At 60.0% G+C, this 19,885-nt stretch carries 18 protein-coding genes and 3 tRNA genes; 9 read left to right on the top strand and 12 right to left on the bottom strand.

The window, feature by feature from the left end; translation table 11 throughout:
- Positions 1–72: 72 nt before the first annotated feature.
- The 6 genes from J2887_RS13690 to J2887_RS13715 all read right to left on the bottom strand — a co-directional run bounded on the left by J2887_RS13690 (position 73) and on the right by J2887_RS13715 (position 2,891).
- Positions 73–148: transfer RNA gene (locus tag J2887_RS13690), tRNA-Val, on the bottom strand.
- A gap of 14 nt (positions 149–162) precedes the next feature.
- A tRNA-Asp gene (locus tag J2887_RS13695) sits at positions 163–239 on the bottom strand.
- 58 nt (positions 240–297) lie between these two features.
- Positions 298–373 (bottom strand) — tRNA-Val (locus J2887_RS13700).
- A 191-nt stretch (positions 374–564) separates the two neighbouring features.
- Positions 565–840: a hypothetical protein gene (locus J2887_RS13705; RefSeq protein ID WP_227171667.1), complete on the bottom strand. Its 276-nt coding sequence runs from the start codon at positions 838–840 to the stop codon at positions 565–567.
- Positions 841–946: 106 nt separating this feature from the next.
- Positions 947–1,807, bottom strand: a complete 861-nt coding sequence (locus J2887_RS13710; RefSeq protein WP_227171668.1) for a DUF2846 domain-containing protein — start codon at positions 1,805–1,807, stop codon at positions 947–949.
- 124 nt (positions 1,808–1,931) lie between these two features.
- Positions 1,932–2,891: a hypothetical protein gene (locus J2887_RS13715; RefSeq protein WP_227171669.1), complete on the bottom strand. Its 960-nt coding sequence runs from the start codon at positions 2,889–2,891 to the stop codon at positions 1,932–1,934.
- Positions 2,892–3,180: 289 nt separating this feature from the next.
- On the opposite strand from J2887_RS13715, the gene purE reads away from it, so the two are divergent.
- From purE to J2887_RS13745, 6 genes are all read left to right on the top strand, one after another.
- Complete coding sequence (gene purE / locus J2887_RS13720) at positions 3,181–3,672, top strand: 5-(carboxyamino)imidazole ribonucleotide mutase (RefSeq protein WP_227171670.1); 492 nt, start codon at positions 3,181–3,183, stop codon at positions 3,670–3,672.
- Positions 3,673–3,732: 60 nt separating this feature from the next.
- On the top strand, positions 3,733–4,839 hold the full coding sequence (locus tag J2887_RS13725) for a 5-(carboxyamino)imidazole ribonucleotide synthase (protein ID WP_227171671.1): 1,107 nt from the start codon (positions 3,733–3,735) through the stop codon (positions 4,837–4,839).
- Between the two features lie 182 nt (positions 4,840–5,021).
- Positions 5,022–5,600, top strand: a complete 579-nt coding sequence (sodB, locus tag J2887_RS13730) for a superoxide dismutase [Fe] (RefSeq protein WP_227171672.1) — start codon at positions 5,022–5,024, stop codon at positions 5,598–5,600.
- Positions 5,601–6,087: 487 nt separating this feature from the next.
- Positions 6,088–8,148: a putative bifunctional diguanylate cyclase/phosphodiesterase gene (locus J2887_RS13735; protein ID WP_227171673.1), complete on the top strand. Its 2,061-nt coding sequence runs from the start codon at positions 6,088–6,090 to the stop codon at positions 8,146–8,148.
- Between the two features lie 53 nt (positions 8,149–8,201).
- The gene (locus tag J2887_RS13740) at positions 8,202–8,789 is read left to right on the top strand and encodes a LemA family protein (RefSeq protein WP_227171674.1); all 588 of its coding nucleotides are present in this window, start codon (positions 8,202–8,204) and stop codon (positions 8,787–8,789) included.
- A 30-nt stretch (positions 8,790–8,819) separates the two neighbouring features.
- A complete protein-coding gene (locus tag J2887_RS13745) occupies positions 8,820–10,787 on the top strand; it encodes a M48 family metallopeptidase (protein ID WP_227171675.1) in 1,968 nt (655 codons plus the stop codon).
- 113 nt (positions 10,788–10,900) lie between these two features.
- Here J2887_RS13745 and gspD read toward each other — a convergent pair whose 3' ends face one another.
- The 6 genes from gspD to J2887_RS13775 form a co-directional block, all read right to left on the bottom strand.
- Complete coding sequence (gene gspD, locus J2887_RS13750; protein ID WP_227171676.1) at positions 10,901–12,868, bottom strand: type II secretion system secretin GspD; 1,968 nt, start codon at positions 12,866–12,868, stop codon at positions 10,901–10,903.
- 111 nt (positions 12,869–12,979) lie between these two features.
- On the bottom strand, positions 12,980–13,819 hold the full coding sequence (locus tag J2887_RS13755; protein ID WP_227171677.1) for a type II secretion system protein N: 840 nt from the start codon (positions 13,817–13,819) through the stop codon (positions 12,980–12,982).
- Positions 13,819–14,613 (bottom strand): type II secretion system protein N, encoded by a 795-nt coding sequence (gene gspN, locus J2887_RS13760; protein WP_227171678.1) that lies wholly within the window; start codon positions 14,611–14,613, stop codon positions 13,819–13,821. Before gspN ends, J2887_RS13755 begins: the two co-directional genes overlap by 1 nt.
- A gap of 148 nt (positions 14,614–14,761) precedes the next feature.
- Positions 14,762–16,414, bottom strand: coding sequence for a chaperonin GroEL (gene groL, locus J2887_RS13765; RefSeq protein WP_227171679.1), 1,653 nt, complete (start codon positions 16,412–16,414; stop codon positions 14,762–14,764).
- An 89-nt stretch (positions 16,415–16,503) separates the two neighbouring features.
- A complete protein-coding gene (groES, locus tag J2887_RS13770; RefSeq protein ID WP_227171680.1) occupies positions 16,504–16,791 on the bottom strand; it encodes a co-chaperone GroES in 288 nt (95 codons plus the stop codon).
- A gap of 166 nt (positions 16,792–16,957) precedes the next feature.
- Complete coding sequence (locus J2887_RS13775; RefSeq protein WP_227171681.1) at positions 16,958–17,446, bottom strand: FxsA family protein; 489 nt, start codon at positions 17,444–17,446, stop codon at positions 16,958–16,960.
- Between the two features lie 174 nt (positions 17,447–17,620).
- Here J2887_RS13775 and J2887_RS13780 point away from each other — a divergent pair, with 174 nt between their 5' ends.
- From J2887_RS13780 to J2887_RS13790, 3 genes are all read left to right on the top strand, one after another.
- On the top strand, positions 17,621–18,382 hold the full coding sequence (locus J2887_RS13780; RefSeq protein WP_227171682.1) for an SDR family oxidoreductase: 762 nt from the start codon (positions 17,621–17,623) through the stop codon (positions 18,380–18,382).
- A 10-nt stretch (positions 18,383–18,392) separates the two neighbouring features.
- On the top strand, positions 18,393–19,232 hold the full coding sequence (locus J2887_RS13785) for a helix-turn-helix transcriptional regulator (RefSeq protein WP_227171683.1): 840 nt from the start codon (positions 18,393–18,395) through the stop codon (positions 19,230–19,232).
- Positions 19,233–19,306: 74 nt separating this feature from the next.
- Positions 19,307–19,876, top strand: a complete 570-nt coding sequence (locus J2887_RS13790) for a YbhB/YbcL family Raf kinase inhibitor-like protein (RefSeq protein ID WP_324197214.1) — start codon at positions 19,307–19,309, stop codon at positions 19,874–19,876.
- Positions 19,877–19,885: the final 9 nt, after the last annotated feature.

The raw sequence follows: 19,885 nt of genomic DNA on the forward strand, positions 1-19,885 counted from the left end.
AACAGAAAACCCAGACACGACAAAACCCCGCCAAAATCATTCAGGCAGAGTAAGTAAAGAAATGCGGGAAAATGGTGGGTGGTACTGGGATCGAACCAGTGACCCTCGCCTTGTAAGGGCGATGCTCTCCCAGCTGAGCTAACCACCCAGACAACAAGGAAATGGCGGAGCGGACGGGACTCGAACCCGCGACCCCCGGCGTGACAGGCCGGTATTCTAACCAACTGAACTACCGCTCCGCAGCGATACCAAATTGTGCTTGCCTTTGAGCTCAGATGAACTCAAAAGCTCCGGAATTGGTGGGTGGTACTGGGATCGAACCAGTGACCCTCGCCTTGTAAGGGCGATGCTCTCCCAGCTGAGCTAACCACCCAGTCCCGGAATCACCCGGTTGAGATGTGTTGTCTCAACCAGATGAGTTGCGCATTCTAAGGATTTTTTCGGGCCTGTCAAACCTTTTGCCAAACTTTTTTCAAAAAACTGAAAAAAAGCCAAAATCGTCTATATTTCAAACACATCGAGCAAAAACCAGACAACCAGAACCGCTCCGAACAGCATCAACAGCTACTCGGTCGCCGACCTCCCCGTATGCACCTGCCGGCGCACAACCTTCATGCCATTGCGCCGCTGGGCGGCCAACCGGTTCTTACGCTCCAACACCAGCCGGCTCACTCGTGCCCGCCGGGCGTCCGGCAACGCCTGACTGGCGAGGGCGCGATTCCACTCGTCCAGCCGCTGACGCAACGACTCGGCATTTTCCGTTACCTGTTGCTGCCATTCCGGCAGCCGGGCTTTCAACCAGTACCGCAGCTCATCCCAGCGGGAATGTCTCTCAAACATGCTGTGTTCCTTGCCTTACTTCAGCATGGGATCAGTCTAGTCACAGATCTCCATGCCAACAACGTTCCCTGTCATCTACTAGCAGGTGCCTCTTGACCCTCGGTCTTCAGAATGGCCACCAGCCCCCGGACTGACGGGCATCCTCACGCTCCCTTTCTGTTTCCAGCCGGGCATAGGCCTCCTCACGGGCTTCAATACGCTGATCCGCCTCCAGTTCGGGCTCATCGCCTCCAAACGGCCAGTACCAGGGCGCAGGCTCATAAAGGCCGGTGGACACCAGACGGGCGAGTTCCTCGTCTCGCTCTTCCTCAAGTCGGGCGAGATCACGCTCAAAATCGGTGTCCTCATTCTCCCGGACAATGGACGTCGCTGCGTGATTGGGAGCCAACAGATCGCTGTTCAGGAAACGGGTGGAGACCAGTTCATCCGCCGCCATGGCGACCTCTCGGGTGACCAGCTGCAGGTCGCCGTTTGCCAGTGGGTGCTCCGGATCAAGATCGGGGTGGCGGGTCTCAGGCTCGGTCAGTTCGTTGTAACGCAGGTAATAGATGCGGCCGGGTTCGACCGTCAGGGTGGCGTCGGCGATCAGACTCAGACTGAAGTGGCCCAGCCCCTCCAGTCCGAGCAAGGGACGTCGCATCGCGATATGACGCTCTCCCGGGCTCACCTCCAGCCAGGTAAAGCTGTCATTGCGAATGTTGAAGTAGTGCTGGTTGTCAACGTAAACGCTGGGCGCCTCAATCTCGTCCGCCGCCCACTGGGAATGGGTGCGATAGAAGTAGATCAGCGCGTTATTCTGGCTCCAGGCGTCATTGTCGATATGCACGAAGTCCGGTCCAGATACCGGATGCAGAAAGGCTCCGGTGCTCTTACCAATGGACTGGTACACCTGACAGCCAGAAAGCAGGGTCAGCAGCAGGGCAAGGGAAAGCGCTGAGGCGGCGCGGGTCAACCTGGGCATATTCATTGTTATCAATCTCTTGTGCCAGTTTGCGTGCCCCGACATGGTAGCAGCACCGGGGTCCGGGAACTGAGAGCTACCGCAAGAGATGACTACGTTTTGTTACATGGCCCAGGATGACACGGTTAGGCTATGGCTGTGCCACCTGTGCCCGCAGGGAACTGACCTCGTCCGACAGTCTCACCAGCCGCGACGTCAACTGAGCACGGGAAGCATCAATTGCCTTGACGGTCTGCTCCAGCTCCGCGATCCGTGCTTGCGCACGCGACAGGTCGCCAGCGCCCGCCTGTTGCTGGCCCTGACGCTCCAGCGCCTGAAGCCTACTCTGGACTTCGGCATCAGCTAACTGGCGCTCCTGCCGGAAGCGCTGCAGACGCTGCTCGATGGCCTGGGCCGTCTCGCCCTCGAGTTCCGACACCTGCTGCGCCACGGCAGCGAGCTGCTGCTCCAACGCTGACTGCTGACTGGCCAGCTGCGTTTTCAGTTCCTTGAGCTGATTGGTAAAACGCTGTGAGGCCGTGTTGGCCTGCTGCTCCAGATCGGTCAGTTGGTCATGCTGGGACGCGAGCGTTCCTTTGAGGCTGTCGATGGCAGTGCTGTGTTCAGCCAAAGTTGCCTTGTTACGCTCATTGGCGACCACCCACAGCTTTCGGATCTCGCTGTCGGTGGTGTCCAGCCGCTCGCCATGGGAAGCCAGCTGCTCTTCCATGGAAGCGCCGGTCTCCGCCAGGCTCTCGCCGGTTTCACTCAGTTCCCCTTCAAACCGGGCCAGAGCCAGCTTGCTTTGCCGGGCCCAGTAATCCGCCTCCTCCAACTGCCCTTCCAGGGCCGCAATCCGTTGTTGCTGCTGCCAGCCCAACGTCCCGCCTGCCGCGATCGAGGCCAGGACCAGCCCCCACAGCACCAACGGTCGTCCGGCCGGTTTTGTCGGAGACGCTTTGGTCTTGGCGGCAGGTTTTGCAGACTTGGCGCCCGCCTTGGCCGGCTTTTCACTCTTTACCGGCTCGCCTTCCCGCAGTGTCGGTGGCGACTCAGCCTTATCGGGTTGCTTGCCTCTGAGTTCATCGTCATCGGGACGAAGGGATTCCATACGGGCCTCGGCTCCAAAATTTCAACAGCTTGTGGGCTTCTGATGATACCCGCCGACCCGCCACCAACCAAGCAGCATGGAGAAGCGCTAATAAATGCGGGATGCTCTAACCATCAGCCGTGATCGCAATGTCACATGGATGCACTAGTGTCTGGTCCTTCTATTACCGCCATACTTTTCACCGCCGGCATCCAGGTACCGCCAGCGCCGCCGCTCAGTGCTATTTGCAAGCATTCACGGCAGTACCTACAATGGCCGGCTTTCTTGACAAGCTTCGGGACTGCTTCTTATGCAACCGCTGGTAGGACTGATCATGGGTTCCAAGTCGGATTGGCCGACCATGGAACACGCTGCTGTAATGCTCGACAAACTGGGCGTACCTTACGAAACCCGTGTGGTATCCGCTCACCGAACCCCTGACCTGCTGTTTGAATACGCCAAGACAGCCGCCGACCGTGGCCTCAAGGTGATTGTCGCAGGTGCCGGGGGAGCAGCCCACCTGCCGGGTATGGTTGCCTCCCAGACCGCGCTGCCGGTGCTGGGCGTCCCGGTACAATCGAAGGCGCTGAACGGACTCGACTCGCTGCTGTCCATAGCCCAGATGCCGGGCGGAATTGCCGTCGGTACGCTGGCCATTGGTAAGGCAGGCGCCACCAACGCTGGCCTGCTGGCCGCGCAGATTATCGGAACCCAGGACGACGAGGTTCGTCAGGCCATTGAGGCATTCCGGGCAGACCAGACCCAGACGGTACTGGACAACCCGGACCCGGCGGCCGACTGAGTCACGCCCGGGTATCCAGTTTACCGACTTATTGGATACTGATAACTGTTGGAGTCCCCAATGCGTATTGGAGTGTTAGGCGCCGGCCAGCTCGGCCGTATGTTGGCCCTGGCTGGCTACCCGCTGGCCAAGTCCTTTGTGTTCTATGATCTCTCCGGTAGCCCCAGCGCCGGCCTCGGAGAGGTGATTGTCGACCGTGAAGGCGACTACCTGGATGACTTCCTGAACCGGGTTGACCGGGTTACCTACGAATTCGAACACCTCCCTGTAGACGTCGCCGAACAGATAGCCTCCCTCAAACCGGTACATCCATGTCCCCGGGCACTGAAAGTGTGCCAGAACCGGGAAGCGGAGAAGACTCTGTTCGGCGAACTGGGCATCCCCACCCCCCAGTGGCGCATTGCCGACAGCGCGGACAGCTTGCGCCAGGCTGCCGAAGAACTGGGATGCCCGGTGGTCGCCAAGTCCAACACCGAAGGCTATGACGGCAAGGGCCAGGCGGTGCTGCGGGATCCCTCAGACGCGGAATCTGCCTGGACTGGCATTGGCCATCCGCGCCTGATCGTGGAGAAGTTTGTCGAGTTCTCCCGCGAGGTATCGATCATCGCAACTCGCGGTGAAGATGGCGAAGTCGCCTACTACCCTATTGCCGAGAACAGCCACCACGAAGGCATCCTGCGCTATTCCGTGGCACCGGCGCCAAAGATGGCCGCCGATATCGATGATCAGGCCAAAAGCTACATCCGCGCCCTGCTCAACGAGCTCAATTACGTTGGCGTCCTGACGCTGGAACTGTTCCAGACTGAGGACGGCCTGGTGGCGAACGAGATGGCCCCCCGGGTTCACAACTCCGGTCACTGGACCATCGAAGGCGCCATGACCAGCCAGTTCGAAAACCACATCCGAGCCGTCAGCGGCCACCCCCTGGGCAATACCGATGCCCGCGGCTACAGCTGCATGATCAACATCATCGGTGAGCATGGTGACCTGGACGCGATCATGCGGTTGCCCTATGCCCACCTGCACCTGTACAACAAGGCGGAGCGGCCTGGCCGCAAACTGGGGCATGTCAACATACTGGCCGACAGCTATGACGAGCTGCGCTGGCGCGTCAAAAACTGCGCCAGCTTCCTGCCGGGCTGTCCGGAGTTCGACGTCGACCTTTGAGGGAGATGAGCCGTTTTTGACCAAACGGGTTGAAATGGTATTTTTCATCCCAATATTGCAGCCTTAGAGGGCCCACCAGCTGTATCTGGAAGGTTGGGCCGCTGACTGAATGGCTAATAATACCGTTGTCGGTGACCCTGGATGTCGCCGATCCATTGAGAGAAACCTGGGAGAACGACCTCATGGCATTTGAACTTCCTGCACTGCCTTACGAAAAAAACGCACTGGAACCGCACATCTCCGCAGAGACTCTGGAATACCATTACGGCAAGCACCACGCCACTTACGTCACCAAGCTGAATGGCCTGGTGGAAGGTACTGACGATGCCAACAAGTCCCTGGAAGACATCATCAAGACTTCCAGTGGCCCGCTGTTCAACAACGCAGCCCAGATCTGGAACCACACTTTCTACTGGCACTGCCTGAGCCCGAACGGTGGTGGTGAGCCGACCGGCGCCGCCGCGGACGCCATCAACGCCGCGTTCGGTTCGTTCGAGAACTTCAAGAAGGAGTTCAACGACAAGGCCGCCAACAACTTCGGTTCCGGCTGGACCTGGCTGGTCAAGAAAGCCGACGGCAGCGTCGCCATCGCCAACACCAGCAACGCCGAAACTCCGCTGACCACTGCGGACAAGCCGGTGCTGACTGTCGACGTTTGGGAACACGCCTACTACATCGACTACCGCAACTCCCGCCCCAACTACCTGGAGGCATTCTGGAACCTGGTGAACTGGGATTTCGTTAACGAAAACCTGGCCTAATCCCCACGTTCCAGCCGATCGTTGATCGGTTGTCGTGACAAACGCCCGCCTTTGCGGGCGTTTTTTGTTTTATTCGCCCCGTTTATCCATCCGCTCCGCCTCACCCGCCCATCCAGACGACCACTGTTACTACAAAGCTACAATTTGAAATATGCTTCCGCCCCAAAATCTGGCACAAATACCCCTCTATTATGTATGGGGAATCAAGTGTCCCGCCTGGCCGGGCTATCGCTGTCACTTATTTGTGCGATGCGCTAAAGTGCTTTAATGAACTTTTTCTGGTTATTCAGGCGTCTTTGGTCAACCAATGGGGCCTCTGACTAACCGGCAGGGGGTTCCGGGGACGCAATGATCCGCCCCACCCTGGACCTGAAAATCACACCGACTCTCTGGGACGACACTTGACTGCAAACCGGCTCATCGAATTTCATGTGTTCCGTACGCCAGTCTTTATCGGGCGGGAAATAACAACAATGAACGGTACTCGATGAACACTTCCTTCAAGATCGAACATCGTCTCGGCTACCGCATCCTTCGTTGGGTACTGTCTATCGCCCTGGTCTCAGGCATCCTGCTGAGCGCCAGCCAGATTGTTTTCGATGCCCAACGGGTCTCGGAAGACCTGGATCGTCAGGCGGAACAGACCATGGCCCTGGTCCGGGACGCCGCCACGCAGGCGGTTTTCAGCATTGACGACGACCTCGCCCAACAGGTGGTTGACGGCCTGTTCCAGCAACAGTCAGTGCGACTGGCACGTATCTGCCATCCCGACGGCGAGCCGCTCGGCGCCCACAGCCGACCACTACTGAAAGCGCCCTATCGACCACTGACCGACACCATCTTCCAGAACGAGCGCACCTATCGTATCGATCTGGCACGCAGCGAAGAGCCCGACATCAGCTACGGCTATCTGGAACTGCGTTACGACACTGGCCCCACGGCGGCCAGTTGGCTGGAACGGGCCACCATGACCTTTGGCTCTGGTGTCGCCCGCGCCATTATTCTGTCGTTGGTGCTCTACATGGTGTACCACCTGTTGCTCACCAAACCCCTGCTGAAGATCATCCATTCCCTCACCCAGGTCGACCCCTCCCAGCCCGATGACCGCCTGATCGACCCGCTCCCCGGCCACCGCCGGGACGAGCTCGGCCTCTGGGTGAATGCCACCAACAACCTGCTGGTGGCGATTTCAGACAGCCAGAACAAACACCGGGAAGCCGAAGAGCGGGTTAATCGACTGTCGCGATTCGACCAGTTGACCGGCCTGCCAAGCCGGGAATACATGCTGGGCCTGCTGCAGTCCGCCATTGAGGAAACCCGTCAGCAGGGCAAGGTCCTGGCGGTGTTCTGTTTTGGTATCGATGACCTCAAGGGCATCAACGAACAGTATGGGTACGACTCCGGTGACCAGATTCTGCAGAGCATAGCCGACCGTCTCGAAGGCAGCTTCAGTGACGCCCGCTTCCTCAAGGCCCGGCTTGGCAGTGACCAGTTTGTGGTGATCGAGAAGAACCTGCGCGATGACTACCAGGCTACCATCACTGCAGATCGACTGCTGAGCCTGTTTGCCCAGCCCATTGAAGCCAACAACCAGCGCATTCCTGTCACCGCCACCATCGGCGTGGCGCTGTTCCCCGACGACGCTTCCGAACTGGATCGCCTGCTCCAGCTGGCGGAACAGACCATGACCCTGGCCAAGACCGGCACCCGCAACAGCTTCCAGTTCTACGTCGCCAGCGTCGACCAGGAAATGCGGGCACGGAAGAAACTCGAAAAAGACCTCAACATCGCCCTGCAGAAAAACCAGTTCTACCTCGTCTACCAGCCACAGGTGAACCTGGAAACCGGTCGGGTGATCGGTGCCGAGGCGCTGATCCGCTGGCAACACCCCGAGCGCGGTCTGGTGCCACCCGACGACTTCATCCCGCTGGCCGAACTGAATGGTCGCATTGTCCCCATCGGCGAATGGGTGCTTGATCAGGCCTGTCGCCAGGCCGCCGAGTGGGCCGATCAGGGCACACCGCTGCGCATTGCCGTCAATCTGTCCGCGGTGCAACTGCGTCAGGACACCATTGTCGACACCGTTCTCAGCACCCTGGTGCGTCACCAGATTCCACCCGGTCGGCTGGAGCTGGAAGTCACTGAAACCAGTGTGATGACCAACCTCGAGGATGCCATCGGCAAGCTGCAGCAGTTCAAGCGCGAAGGCATCCAGATCGCCGTTGACGATTTCGGCACCGGCTACTCCTCACTGACCTACCTCAAGCGCATGCCGGTTCAGCATCTGAAGATCGACAAGCAGTTCGTGCGTGATCTACTGGTGAACGAAGAAGACACCCGCATCGCCAATACCATCATTGATCTTGGCAAGAGCCTCAACCTGTCGGTTATCGCCGAAGGCGTGGAAACGGCCGAGCAGGAGTACTACCTGCAACAACGGGGTTGCCAGCTCGCTCAGGGCTACTACTTCAGCAAGCCATTGCCAGCCGGGGAATTCCAATCGTTTGTCGCGAGCTTCCACGGTAAGATGGCGGAAAGTAACGGTTAGGGTGGCCCGGTGGCGCCCTGCCCTGTCCACTCCCAACGACTCGAGGACCGCCTATGACTTCCACCCTGATTGGCATTGCCGTCATCGCCCTGGTGGTGTTCTACCTGGTATTCATCTACAACCGCCTGGTCGCCCTGCGCAACGAATTCAAGAACGGTTTCGCCCAGATCGATGTGCAGCTCCAGCGTCGCCACGACCTGATCCCCAACCTGGTGGAATCCGCCAAGGCTTACCTCAGCCATGAGAAAGAGACCCTCACCAAGGTCATGGAAGCCCGTAACGGCGCCGTGGACGCCCAAAAGGTAGCCGCACGGGACCCTGAGAACGGCGGCAATATCCAGCGTCTGGGTGCGGCGGAGAACATGCTGACCAAAGCCCTGGCCAACTTCTACGCGGTGGCTGAAAACTACCCGGATCTGAAAGCCAACGAAACTATCCAGCAGCTGATGGAGGAGCTGACCAGCACCGAGAACCGAGTGTCCTTTGCCCGTCAGGCCTACAACGATGGCGTAATGACCTACAACACCTTCCGCGAACAGTTCCCCAACAACTTCATCGCCGGCTTCTTTGCGTTCAAGCCGACTGCGCAACTGCAACTGGAGAACCCGGAAGCCCGTCAGGCACCGACTGTTTCATTCTGAGCAACCTGACTGGAACGGAGTTCTGCTGACATGGCCAGTCCCGGCTTTTTCCAGCGCCAGGCTCACGCCCGGCGCAATACCCTGCTGCTGGTATCACTGTTTCTGGTGGCGGTGGTGCTGATCACCCTGGCGGTGTGCCTGGTGGGTTACCTGGTGACCAGCGGTGAAGGCGCTCGCCCATCCCTGCTGTCCTGGTTTGGCAGCGTCCACGGCGTGGTCACAGCCGGCACGGTCTCCGGCCTGATTCTGCTGGTGTCGCTGTTCCGTTGGCTCGATCTGTCCCGCGGCGGTGCCCGGGTGGCAACCATGGTCGGCGCCCGCGCGATCGACCCATCGACCCGGGACGGCGACGAGCGCCGTTTCCGTAACGTGGTGGAAGAAATGGCTATCGCCAGCGGCGTGCCCGTTCCCCAGCTTTACGTGATGGATCATGAAACCGGCATCAATGCGTTTGTCGCCGGCTACAGCCCCGGTGAAGCAGTGATGGTGGTGACCCATGGCGCCCTGACCCAGCTCTCCAGGGATGAACTCCAGGGCGTGGTCGGCCACGAGTTCAGCCACATCCTCAACGGCGACATGCGTATCAATGTTCGCCTGATTGCGATCCTGGCGGGCATTCTGATGATCGGTCAAATCGGCAGTCACCTAATGCACAGTGCCAGCTTCCGTTCTTCCAGTCGCAGCAATGAACGTGCCGCCATCGGCATTTTCGGCCTGGCGCTGCTGGTCATTGGTTACGTTGGCGTGTTCTTTGGTCGGCTGATCCAGGCCGCGGTCTCCCGGCAGCGGGAAATGCTGGCGGATGCCTCCGCGGTGCAGTTCACCCGTAACCCGGAGGGCATTGCCTCCGCCTTGTTCAAGATTGGCTACAAAGGCAGCTTTCTGGAAACCACCAGCCATGCCTCCGACATGAACCACATGTGTTTCGGCGAAAGCGCACGGATGAAACTGACCAGCCTGCTGGCCTCTCACCCCCCGATTGACGAACGCATCAATGCCATCGAAGCCGGCATGCTGGCACGACTGAAGAGTCGCCACCGCGATACCCGACCATCCGCCAGCCTGGACCCGACCGCGCAATCCGGCGCAGCAACCGAAGGTACGGCCGCCCTGGCCGGGTTCCAGCCCGTCACTCCGAGAACCGGTCAGCGCAACCTGTCCGCCATCGCCACAGCATCCGTGGCCGCCCCCGTCGAGCCGTTATCGAACCAGGTCGGTACCGTCACCACCGGCGGTGAGCAGTTTGCCGAAGCGCTGCTGAAACAGCTGCCCGCCACCTTCCGGGAACTGCTCTACACCCGTTCGGGAGCGGTTCAGCTGTGCTATGCACTGCTGATTCACGCTCGGGATGAGACCGACCGAAGCAAGCATCTGGCGGCATTGCCTACCCATCCTCTGTTCGGAGCCCAGCCCGATCTGCAGGACAAGCTGATACCAACCCTGAACACACTGGGGGCGGTGGTCCGCTTTCCGGCCCTGGAACTGGCCATGCCCGCCCTGCGGCGACTCGATCCCCAGGAGCGCCAGGAGCTGATCCAGGCCGTCAATCTGCTGGTTCGTCAGGATGGCCGGGTCACCCTGTTCGAGTTCGCCCTGGTGAGTTTTCTCCAGCGCCACCTGGCCAACGATGCCGAACGACTGGTGAAAACACGCTTTCGCAGCTATCGTCCGGTGGAAAATCACTTGCGGACCCTGTTCGGCCTGCTGGCACGGGCCGGAACCGCTGACGCCAACGAAGCAAACCGGGTCTACCGGGAAGCCATGGCCGGGTTCGTCTCCGTGAACGAAGACGAGACGCCGGAGTCCAAAGTGTCCATCCGCGACCTGGCCAGCGCCCTTACCCACCTCAACGGCCTCTCGCCGCTGCTCAAGCCGGCCATTATCGATGCCTGCGGCCACTGCGTTACCTTTGATGGCGAGGTAAAAGCCATGGAGTACGACATGCTGCGGCTGGTGGCGGATCAACTGGACTGCCCCATGCCGCCCATCCAGATCTGATCTTTCGGGACTGAAAAGGCGACTCTCCCAGAACGACAAAAGCCGCACAGGTTACCCTGTGCGGCTTTTTGCTGTCACCGGCAGCCCATTGTGCAGACTGCCACAGCGTCACCTCAGTCGGTGGCGGCCTCAGTTTCCAGGCGGGCCCGACGGGCCGGATCAAACAGGCTCTCAATGTCTGGCGACTCCACCTCAGGCAGGCCCATCTTGCGACGGATTCCCAGATCCACTTCCCACAAGCTGTTGAACTTGTCGGCCGTGGCCTCAACCGCTTCCTGTTTGTTGAACATGATGGTTGGCCGCAGGAACACCAGCAGGTTGCGCTTGACCCGCTTCTCAGACTCGGACGAGAACAGACGACCGATGAAGGGAATATCTCCCAGCAGGGGCACCTTGCTGCGATTGACGGTGTAGTCGTCCTTGATCAGACCACCCAGCACGATGGTCTCGCCATCGTCGGCCAGCACGGTGGTCTTGATCTCACGCTTGTTGGTGACGATGTCGGAGGCGTCGTCGATGCTGTCCCCAACATTTTCCGTGGTCTGCTCGACCACCAGACGCACCAGGCCGTCACCACTGATGGTGGGGGTCACCTTGAGAGTCAGACCCACGTCGCGACGCTCGATGGTGGTGAACGGGTTGGCACTGCTGTCGCCGGCGACAACAGACTGACCGGTTCGGAACGGCACGTTCTGACCAACAATGATCTCGGATTCCTGGTTATCCAGCGTGATGATGCTGGGCGTGGACAGCAGGTTGGCCGCTGCCGAAGACGACAGCGCCTGGATCAGAATCCCCCAGGACAGGCCATCCTCGTCCCGCTGGCCACCCCCGATGGTGATGCCACCTGGCGCCGGGCCAATGAAATCATCATTCACGATGCTGCCAATGACGTTGCTCAGACTCACGCCAAGGTTGCTGAAGTTGGTCCCCAGCACCGGCGTGGAGTTGCCGGATTCATCAGCCACCGCCAGCTGCACGCCCAGATCTTCGCCAAGCTCGTCGTTGATCTCCACGATGGCCGCTTCGATCAGCACCTGGGCGCGGCGCACATCAAGTTCGCCAATGATCATCTCCGCTTCCTGCATCATCGAGGGCTCACCCCGCAGGACCAGGGCATTGAGCCCTTCGTCGGCAAACACCGAGAAGCTGCTGTTGCGACTGCTGGTATTGCCCGATGCATTGCCGCCCGGCGCTTCCGCCGCGACGTCGCCCATCACCCCCTTGATGATCTCCACCAGATCCTTGGCCACCGCATGGTTGAGCCGGATCACCTTGGTGGTGCCGCCAGTGGCAGAGGGCTGGTCAAGCTGCTGGATCAGGCCGCGAATCTTGTCCCGGAACGATTCGTCACCACGCAGGATCAACCGGTTGCTGCGCTCGTCGGCAGTGACGCTGTACTTGCGAGAGGCATCCTGGCCACCGGCATTGCCAAGCTCCGCTGGCGCCAGCTCCTGCAGCAGGGTCACCATGTCACCGACCCAGGCTTCCTGCAGCTGGATCACTTCCACTTCGTATTTGGAGGGGCTGTCCAGCTCCTGGACGATCTGCTGGATACGGACAATGTTGGACTGGTGATCGCTCACGATCAGCGCGTTGGCGGCCGCCACCGCCGCCAGGTGACCATACTTGGCGACCAGGGGGCGCAGGATGGGCACCAGCTCGAGGGCATTGGCGTTGTCCACCTGGATAACCTGGGTCACCAGCTGTTCCGACGGTATCTCGGTGAAGCCATCCAGATCCTCCGCCAGCTGTTTGGCGTCCACCTGCTGCACCACCTTGATCACTTCCTCGCCGGGAATGGCGGTGAAGCCATGAACGTGGAGCACCGCCAGGAACAGGTCGTAGATCTCGTCACGGTTCATCGGGGCACTGGAGAGTACCGTCACCTTGCCCTTGACCCTGGGGTCCACCACAAAACTGTAACCGGTGATGTCGGCTACCTGGGTGACAAATGCCCGAATATCGGCGTCCTTGAGGTTCAGCCGCCAGGTTCCCTCCTGACCATGGGCCACCGACATCAGTGGTAGCAGCAGGACCAGCAAAAAGGCCCGAACGAAGGGAGTCTTAAGCTTGTTCATGCAACGATCGCATCCTGTACCGATGAAACCCGATCCCGGGCCCCGAAAAGTTTCCTGTTTTCATTGCCGGACCATCCTGGCCAACCCTTGCCTCAGGCACCGGTTGGAGGCTCAACGCCACTGCGCCGGCAACGCATAGCTGACGGTAAACCGGGCACCGTCCCGCACAATCTCGATTTCGACCTGGGACATACTGCGCCAGCTGTCGAGCAACGCTCGATCCTGCTGATAGTTGCCCAGGGTCTGGCCGTTTACTGCCGTGATAATGTCCCCTTTCTTCAGGCTGGCTGCTCGCAGCATTGGGTTGGAACCATCGAACTCGTAGCCCGGGGCGCTCCCATCCTGTACCGGTCGCAGACCGAAAGCAACCAGTGCCTGGGCTCCCTGGGCGTCCAGCCTGGACTGCACATCCGCCATGAAGCGATCGGGAGAGGAGGTATTCACCGGCTCGGATTCGGTCACCAGCTCCTGCTCGGACTCTTCAAAGGTCAAAGTCTCAAACAGACCGTTACGCTTGATCAGAATACGCTGGGGTTCCACCTCCACCAGCTCGGCATTGCCCGGCAGGGTATCCCCCACCCGGTAATGCTCTGTCGTGCCGTCCGCTCCTGCAACTATAGCACCGGAGTCCTCGGCACGCTCTGCCACCAGAACCCCCTCCAGGCGCAGCCTGAGCCGGGTTTCCGGGGCGGACTTACGTACCGATTCGGCCACCGGCTCGGCGCGGGAAGCACGGCCAAACAGGTCAAACGCGGCCAGGGGCTGGGACATCAGCTGGCTATCCTGCTGCGACGTCGCCCCGTCCATGGTCTGAACGCCGGTATTGACCGGGTCCTGCCAAAGCACCAACCAGGTCATTCTGGCCAGCACCCAGGCGAAGTACACCACCAGCGCCAGCAACAGCAGATTAGCCAGCCGACGACTCCAGCGTTCCGTCTTTGACGCTACCATCAGAACCGGCCTCCAGGCAGCAACGGTTGCTGCACCTTGAATACCACATCGCCAGGAGCCGCTGCACCGGACCAGGGCTGGCCCGCCAGATCGATCAACCGTTTGTAGACCTGAACCCGCAACTGACCATTTCTCAGAATATCGGCTTCAGCCGCCGGAGCCTGTTCGCCCTGCTGGCGAATCTTCAGCGACACCCCAGCCTCGGACTGGTTGAGATCCGCCTCCATGGCCGGGAACTGGGCGCTCTGCCGCGTGTCCCCCATGGGCCAGGTCACCTGACCACCAGGCCAATATCCCATCCCACGCGCTTCGGTGAGGCGATTATCAGCCCAGGCCAGTTGCAGCCGATTAATGCGGACATCGCCCTCCAGAATGGCACCACCGCTCTGACGGATAAGGTCTTCGAATTCAGCAATATGGAGACGGCCTCGGGCATCCAGCGACGCCGAGAGTGGCCACCCCAGGGTGACATCGCCACTGAGCTCGGAGGCGGCGGTCGCCAGCTCCAGACGCACCGGCAGTGCCATTGCCGAAAGGCTTGGCAATCCCAGGGCCCAGTCTGCACTCAGCGCCCGCCCCTGAAAACGAAGGCTGACCTGACCATCCCACACCGTGCCGGTGACGGCCTGTACTTCTAGCCCCCGGGGCAACCGGATCTCCTGGCGAGCCTGCTGCCACACCCAACCGGCCGGCACGGTCAGGACCAAGCCAATGCCGTAAACCAACAACGCCAACAGCACCAACAGCACGACTTTGCCGGGACGCAGAAAGGAAGACGGGCGGGATGAGGACATAGTCTATGGGACGGAGCTGACAGATGGCCCCCGAGTCTAACAAAGCCTGTCGGTAAGTCCATGGACAAGATACAAAAAACCCCGCGTGAAACGCGGGGTTTTTCAGGGTGTGAAGCCCGGCACACCGGGCTTCGGATGGCTGGCGAGCTTACATCATGCCGCCCATGCCGCCCATACCACCCATGCCGCCCATGTCAGGCATGCCGCCACCGGCTTTCTCGTCTTCCGGCTCGTCGGTCACCATCGCTTCGGTGGTGATCATCAGACCAGCTACGGAAGCCGCTGCCTGCAGGGCAGAGCGAGTCACCTTGGCAGGGTCAAGGATACCCATTTCCAGCATGTCGCCGTAGGTTTCCTTGGCCGCGTTGAAGCCGAAGGAGCCTTCGCTTTCGCGGATCTTGGCGACAACCACAGAGGCCTCACCACCGGCGTTGGTGACGATCTGGCGCAGCGGCGCTTCCATCGCACGACGCAGGATGTTGACACCGGCCGCCTGCTCGTCGTTTTCGACTTCCAGGTTTTCCAGAGCGTTCAGGGCGCGAACCAGCGTCACACCACCACCGGCAACGATGCCTTCTTCAACGGCAGCGCGGGTAGAGTGCAGCGCATCTTCAACGCGAGCCTTCTTCTCTTTCATTTCCACTTCGGAACCGGCACCAACCTTGATCACGGCAACACCACCGGCCAGCTTGGCAACACGCTCCTGCAGCTTCTCCTTGTCGTAATCGGAGGAGCTTTCTTCGATCTGCTTGCGGATCTGCTCAACACGCGCTTCGATGTCGTTCTCGGCACCAGCACCATCAATAATGGTGGTGTTTTCCTTGGTGATGTTGACACGCTTGGCGGTGCCCAGATCGTCCAGGGAAGCGTTTTCCAGGGTCAGACCCACTTCTTCGGAAATCACAGTGCCGCCAGTCAGAATGGCGATGTCCTGCAGCATTTCCTTGCGACGATCACCAAAGCCCGGCGCCTTCACGGCAGCGACCTTGACGATACCGCGCATGTTGTTGACGACCAGGGTCGCCAGCGCTTCGCCTTCGATGTCTTCGGCAATGATCATCAGCGGCTTGCCAGCTTTGGCAACGGCTTCCAAAGTCGGCAGCAGCTCGCGGATGTTGGAGATCTTCTTGTCCACCAGCAGGATGAACGGATCTTCCAGTTCAGCGGACATGTTGTCCTGGTTGTTGATGAAGTACGGAGACAGGTAGCCACGGTCAAACTGCATACCTTCAACCACGTCCAGCTCGTCTTCCAAGCCACGACCTTCCTCAACGGTGATCACGCCTTCCTTACCTACACGCTCCATGGCGTCAGCGATGATCTTGCCGATGGTTTCGTCGCCGTTGGCGGAAATGGTGCCAACCTGAGCGATGTTGCGGCTGTCGTCGCAAGGCTTGGACATGTCACGGATGGCCTTAACGGCGGCCTGGGTGGCCTTGTCGATGCCGCGCTTGAGGTCCATCGGGTTCATGCCGGCAGTGACGGCCTTGATACCCTCGTTAACGATGGACTGGGCCAGTACGGTAGCGGTGGTGGTACCGTCACCGGCGGTGTCGTTGGTCTGGGAAGCAACTTCCTTGACCATCTGGGCACCCATGTTCTCGAACTTGTCTTTCAGCTCGATTTCCTTGGCGACGGACACACCGTCCTTGGTCACGGTCGGCGCGCCGAAGGACTTGTCCAGTACCACGTTACGGCCTTTCGGGCCCAGGGTTACCTTGACGGCGTCTGCCAGGATGTTAACGCCCGCGACCATACGCTTGCGTGCACTATCACCGAATTTAACGTCTTTAGCTGCCATAGTTCCTAATTCCTGTTCGTAAAACCGAATTGTCTGGTTTCAGCGGGCCCCGGCTGTGGGGACCCGGCAACGTCAGTTAGCTGTGCGGATCACTCAATAACGCCGAAGATGTCGTTCTCGCTCATGATCAGCAGATCTTCGCCGTCAACCTTTACGGTGTTGCCGGCATACTGACCAAACACCACGGTGTCCCCTACCTTGACGGCCGGTGCACGGGTTTCGCCGTTATCGAGAACACGGCCCTCACCCACGGCGATCACTTCACCCTGGGAAGGCTTTTCCTTTGCGTTACCCGGCAGCACAATGCCACCCGCAGTCTTCTCTTCTTCTTCCTTACGGCGCACGACGACTCGATCGTGAAGCGGACGAATTTTCATTGCTCGATATCTCCAATAGTCAGGTTGTCTTTGGCAATGACATTTGCGTTAAAAACCGGAGTGCATAACCAACTGTTTTTCCAGCAGGATTAAGCACCCGCGGTGATCTTGTGGAGTTTATCTGGGGGTCAGGCCACGGTTTTCAATCCCCCCAAATGGAAAAAAATCACTTTTTTTCGATGTAGTCACGGTCGCGCTCGGTCTCATCGCGGAACTCACCCTCGATGATGTCACTGTCATCCGGTCGGCCAGGACCAAACGGACCCGGACCCATACCGAACTGAAATGTCTGGGCCTGACCACGAACCTGCATGCGCTTGAGCGCCTGGGCAGCGAGCCAGTGGCGGGAGCCTGGCAACAGGCAGAGAAAACCAACGGTGTCGGTCACAAATCCCGGCGTTAACAACAAGGCGCCGCCAACCGCCAGGATCAGGCCCTCAGCAACCTCCCGCGCCGGCAACTCACCACTATTGAGGCGCTGATTGGCACGCAACAGCGTTGCCAGCCCTTGCTGCTTCAGCAACGCCGCACCAACGACCGCCGTCAGCAACACCAGGGCAATGGTGTTCAGCGCGCCAATGGCCGCCCCGACCTTGATCAGTATCGCCATCTCAACGATCGGCATAATGATGAAAAGCAAAAGAAAAACGCCCATAGATCGGCCTTTGGTTGGAATAGGAAAGGGGGGTGGGTCTGATATACTGCCAACACCCCGTTTGTTAGGGAGCTTCCGAATGCACCCTGGAACCATGCCGTCCAACGACACGACCGGGGCCGGTAATAAGGGCACATTCGGAGACTCTCTCCATTTCTACAGTTAGGGCGAACCATGAAACTTCAAGATTCCGTGATTGCAATTACCGGCGGCGGCCAGGGCCTTGGCCGCGCCATGGCTGAGTACCTGGCCGCCAAAGGCGCCAGGCTGGCACTGATTGACCTGATGCAGGACAAGCTGGACGACGCTGTTGCTGCCTGCCAGCAGGCCGGTGGAGAAGCCCGGGCCTATGTCTGCAACGTCGCCCGTGAAGAGGACGTCGAGAAGACCTTCGCCGCCATCAGTGCCGATTTCGGTCAGCTTAACGGTTTGATCAACAACGCCGGCATTCTCCGCGATGGCCTGATGGTCAAGGCCAAAGACGGCGAAATCACCAAACGCATGAGCCTGGCCGAGTGGCAGGCCGTCATTGACGTCAACCTCACCGGCGTATTCCTGTGTGGCCGGGAAGCCGCCACCCAGATGATCCAGAACGGCGACCAGGGTGCCATCATCAACATCTCCTCCATTTCCCGCGCCGGCAACATGGGTCAGAGCAACTACTCGTCGGCCAAAGCCGGTGTGGCGGCGCTGGTTCCGGTTTGGGCGAAGGAACTGGCCCGCTACAACATTCGGGTGATGGGCATCGCACCGGGCTTCATTGAAACTGAGATGACGGCCTCGATGAAACCGGAAGCTCTGGAGAAGATGACCGCGGGCATTCCCCTCAAGCGCATGGGCAAACCCGAAGACATCGCATCGGCCGCAGCCTTCATCTTTGAGAACGACTATGTCTCGGGCCGGATGATTGAAGTCGACGGGGCGTTACGCCTGTAAGGAGCACGTCATGCGGACAGCGCTCGCCAACTGGCTTCATGACACCCTGGACCGGGGGCAGCAACCGACGTTGCCCCCACCGGTGGCTCTGTTTCATTGCCAGCAGCCCCAGCACATACACAATGTGCCCCTGCACTACCCTTCGCTGATCTTTGTTCTGGACGGCGTCAAGCAGCTGCATCTGAACGGCGAGCTGCAGGAGGCGCAGGCGGGCGAGGTCATCATGCTACCGCCCGGCCACATTGCCCTGGCCAATCTGCCACCGGCCGATGGTCGCTACCTGGCGCTGACCCTGGCCCTGCCGGAGCCTCCGCCAGCCGCCGAACCACAGGTCCCCCAGCAGGCCCGTTGGACTCACCCCGCACCGGCTCCCATCTGGTTGATGCTGCAGCAATGGATTGATGGCCACCACCAGCACTCTTTGCCGGAGAACTGGCACGCCGGGCGCAGCCGCGAGATCCGCGATCACTTGCTTGCCAGTGGCAACGCTGACCACCTGACCCGCTACCAAACCTCCGCGCCACAACAGGTGCTGTCACTGATCTACGGTAACCTTAGCAAACCCTGGCGGCTGGCAGATGCCGCCCGCCAGCTCTGCTGCAGCGACTCCACCCTGCAACGGCAACTGGCCCGGGAGGGCACCAGCTTCAGCGCCCTGCTGGAAGAAGCGAGAATGGTGTCAGCATTGGGCATGCTGCAAGGCAGCCAGCAGCCGATCCAGTTGATTGCCGAGAACGTCGGTTACCAGTCCGCCTCCCGCTTCGCGGAACGCTTTCGCGACCGCTTTGGCCTCCTGCCCAGCACCCTGCGGGACACTCATCAGCGCCAGGATGAGGTGAACGAGCGATAACATGAGGTCAGCAGGCGACTGAACGCCGGCAACAACCGGCACACTGTCTTCCTCACTCACCAAGGGAGACCGTCATGACTGACCGATCACGCTTTTTCCGTCACCACCGCCTGCTGCCGCTGATGCTTGGCAGCGTGCTGTCCACATCCGCCCTCGCCGACAGTTTCCAACTGCACAGCCCGGATCTGGGCGAGCCGGCCACCATGCAGTCCCGATTCGTCTTCAACGGCTTTGGCTGTCAGGGTGACAACGTCTCGCCGTCCCTGCGCTGGGACAAGGCGCCAGACGCCACTCAGAGCTTTGCCGTCACCGTATACGACCCGGACGCCCCCACCGGCAGCGGCTGGTGGCACTGGGTCGCCTTCAATCTGCCCGCCGACACCCGCTCTCTGGCCAGTGGCGCCAGCAGTCAGGGCGCCTTGCCGGAAGGCACAGTGCAGAGCCGAACCGATTACGGCAAACCCGGCTATGGCGGCCCCTGCCCGCCCGAGGGCCATGGTCCTCATCGTTACCAGTTCCGGGTCTACGCCCTGAACGTTGAAAACCTGCCGCTGGATGAAAACGCATCTGCTGCCATGGTCGGGTTCATGCTCAACCATCACGCTCTGGCCACCGCCGAACTGGAAGTCACCTACGAGCGGTAGCACAATGAC

The sequence above is a fragment of the Marinobacter sp. CA1 genome (genome assembly GCF_020546665.1).
Lineage (GTDB): Bacteria > Pseudomonadota > Gammaproteobacteria > Pseudomonadales > Oleiphilaceae > Marinobacter > Marinobacter xestospongiae.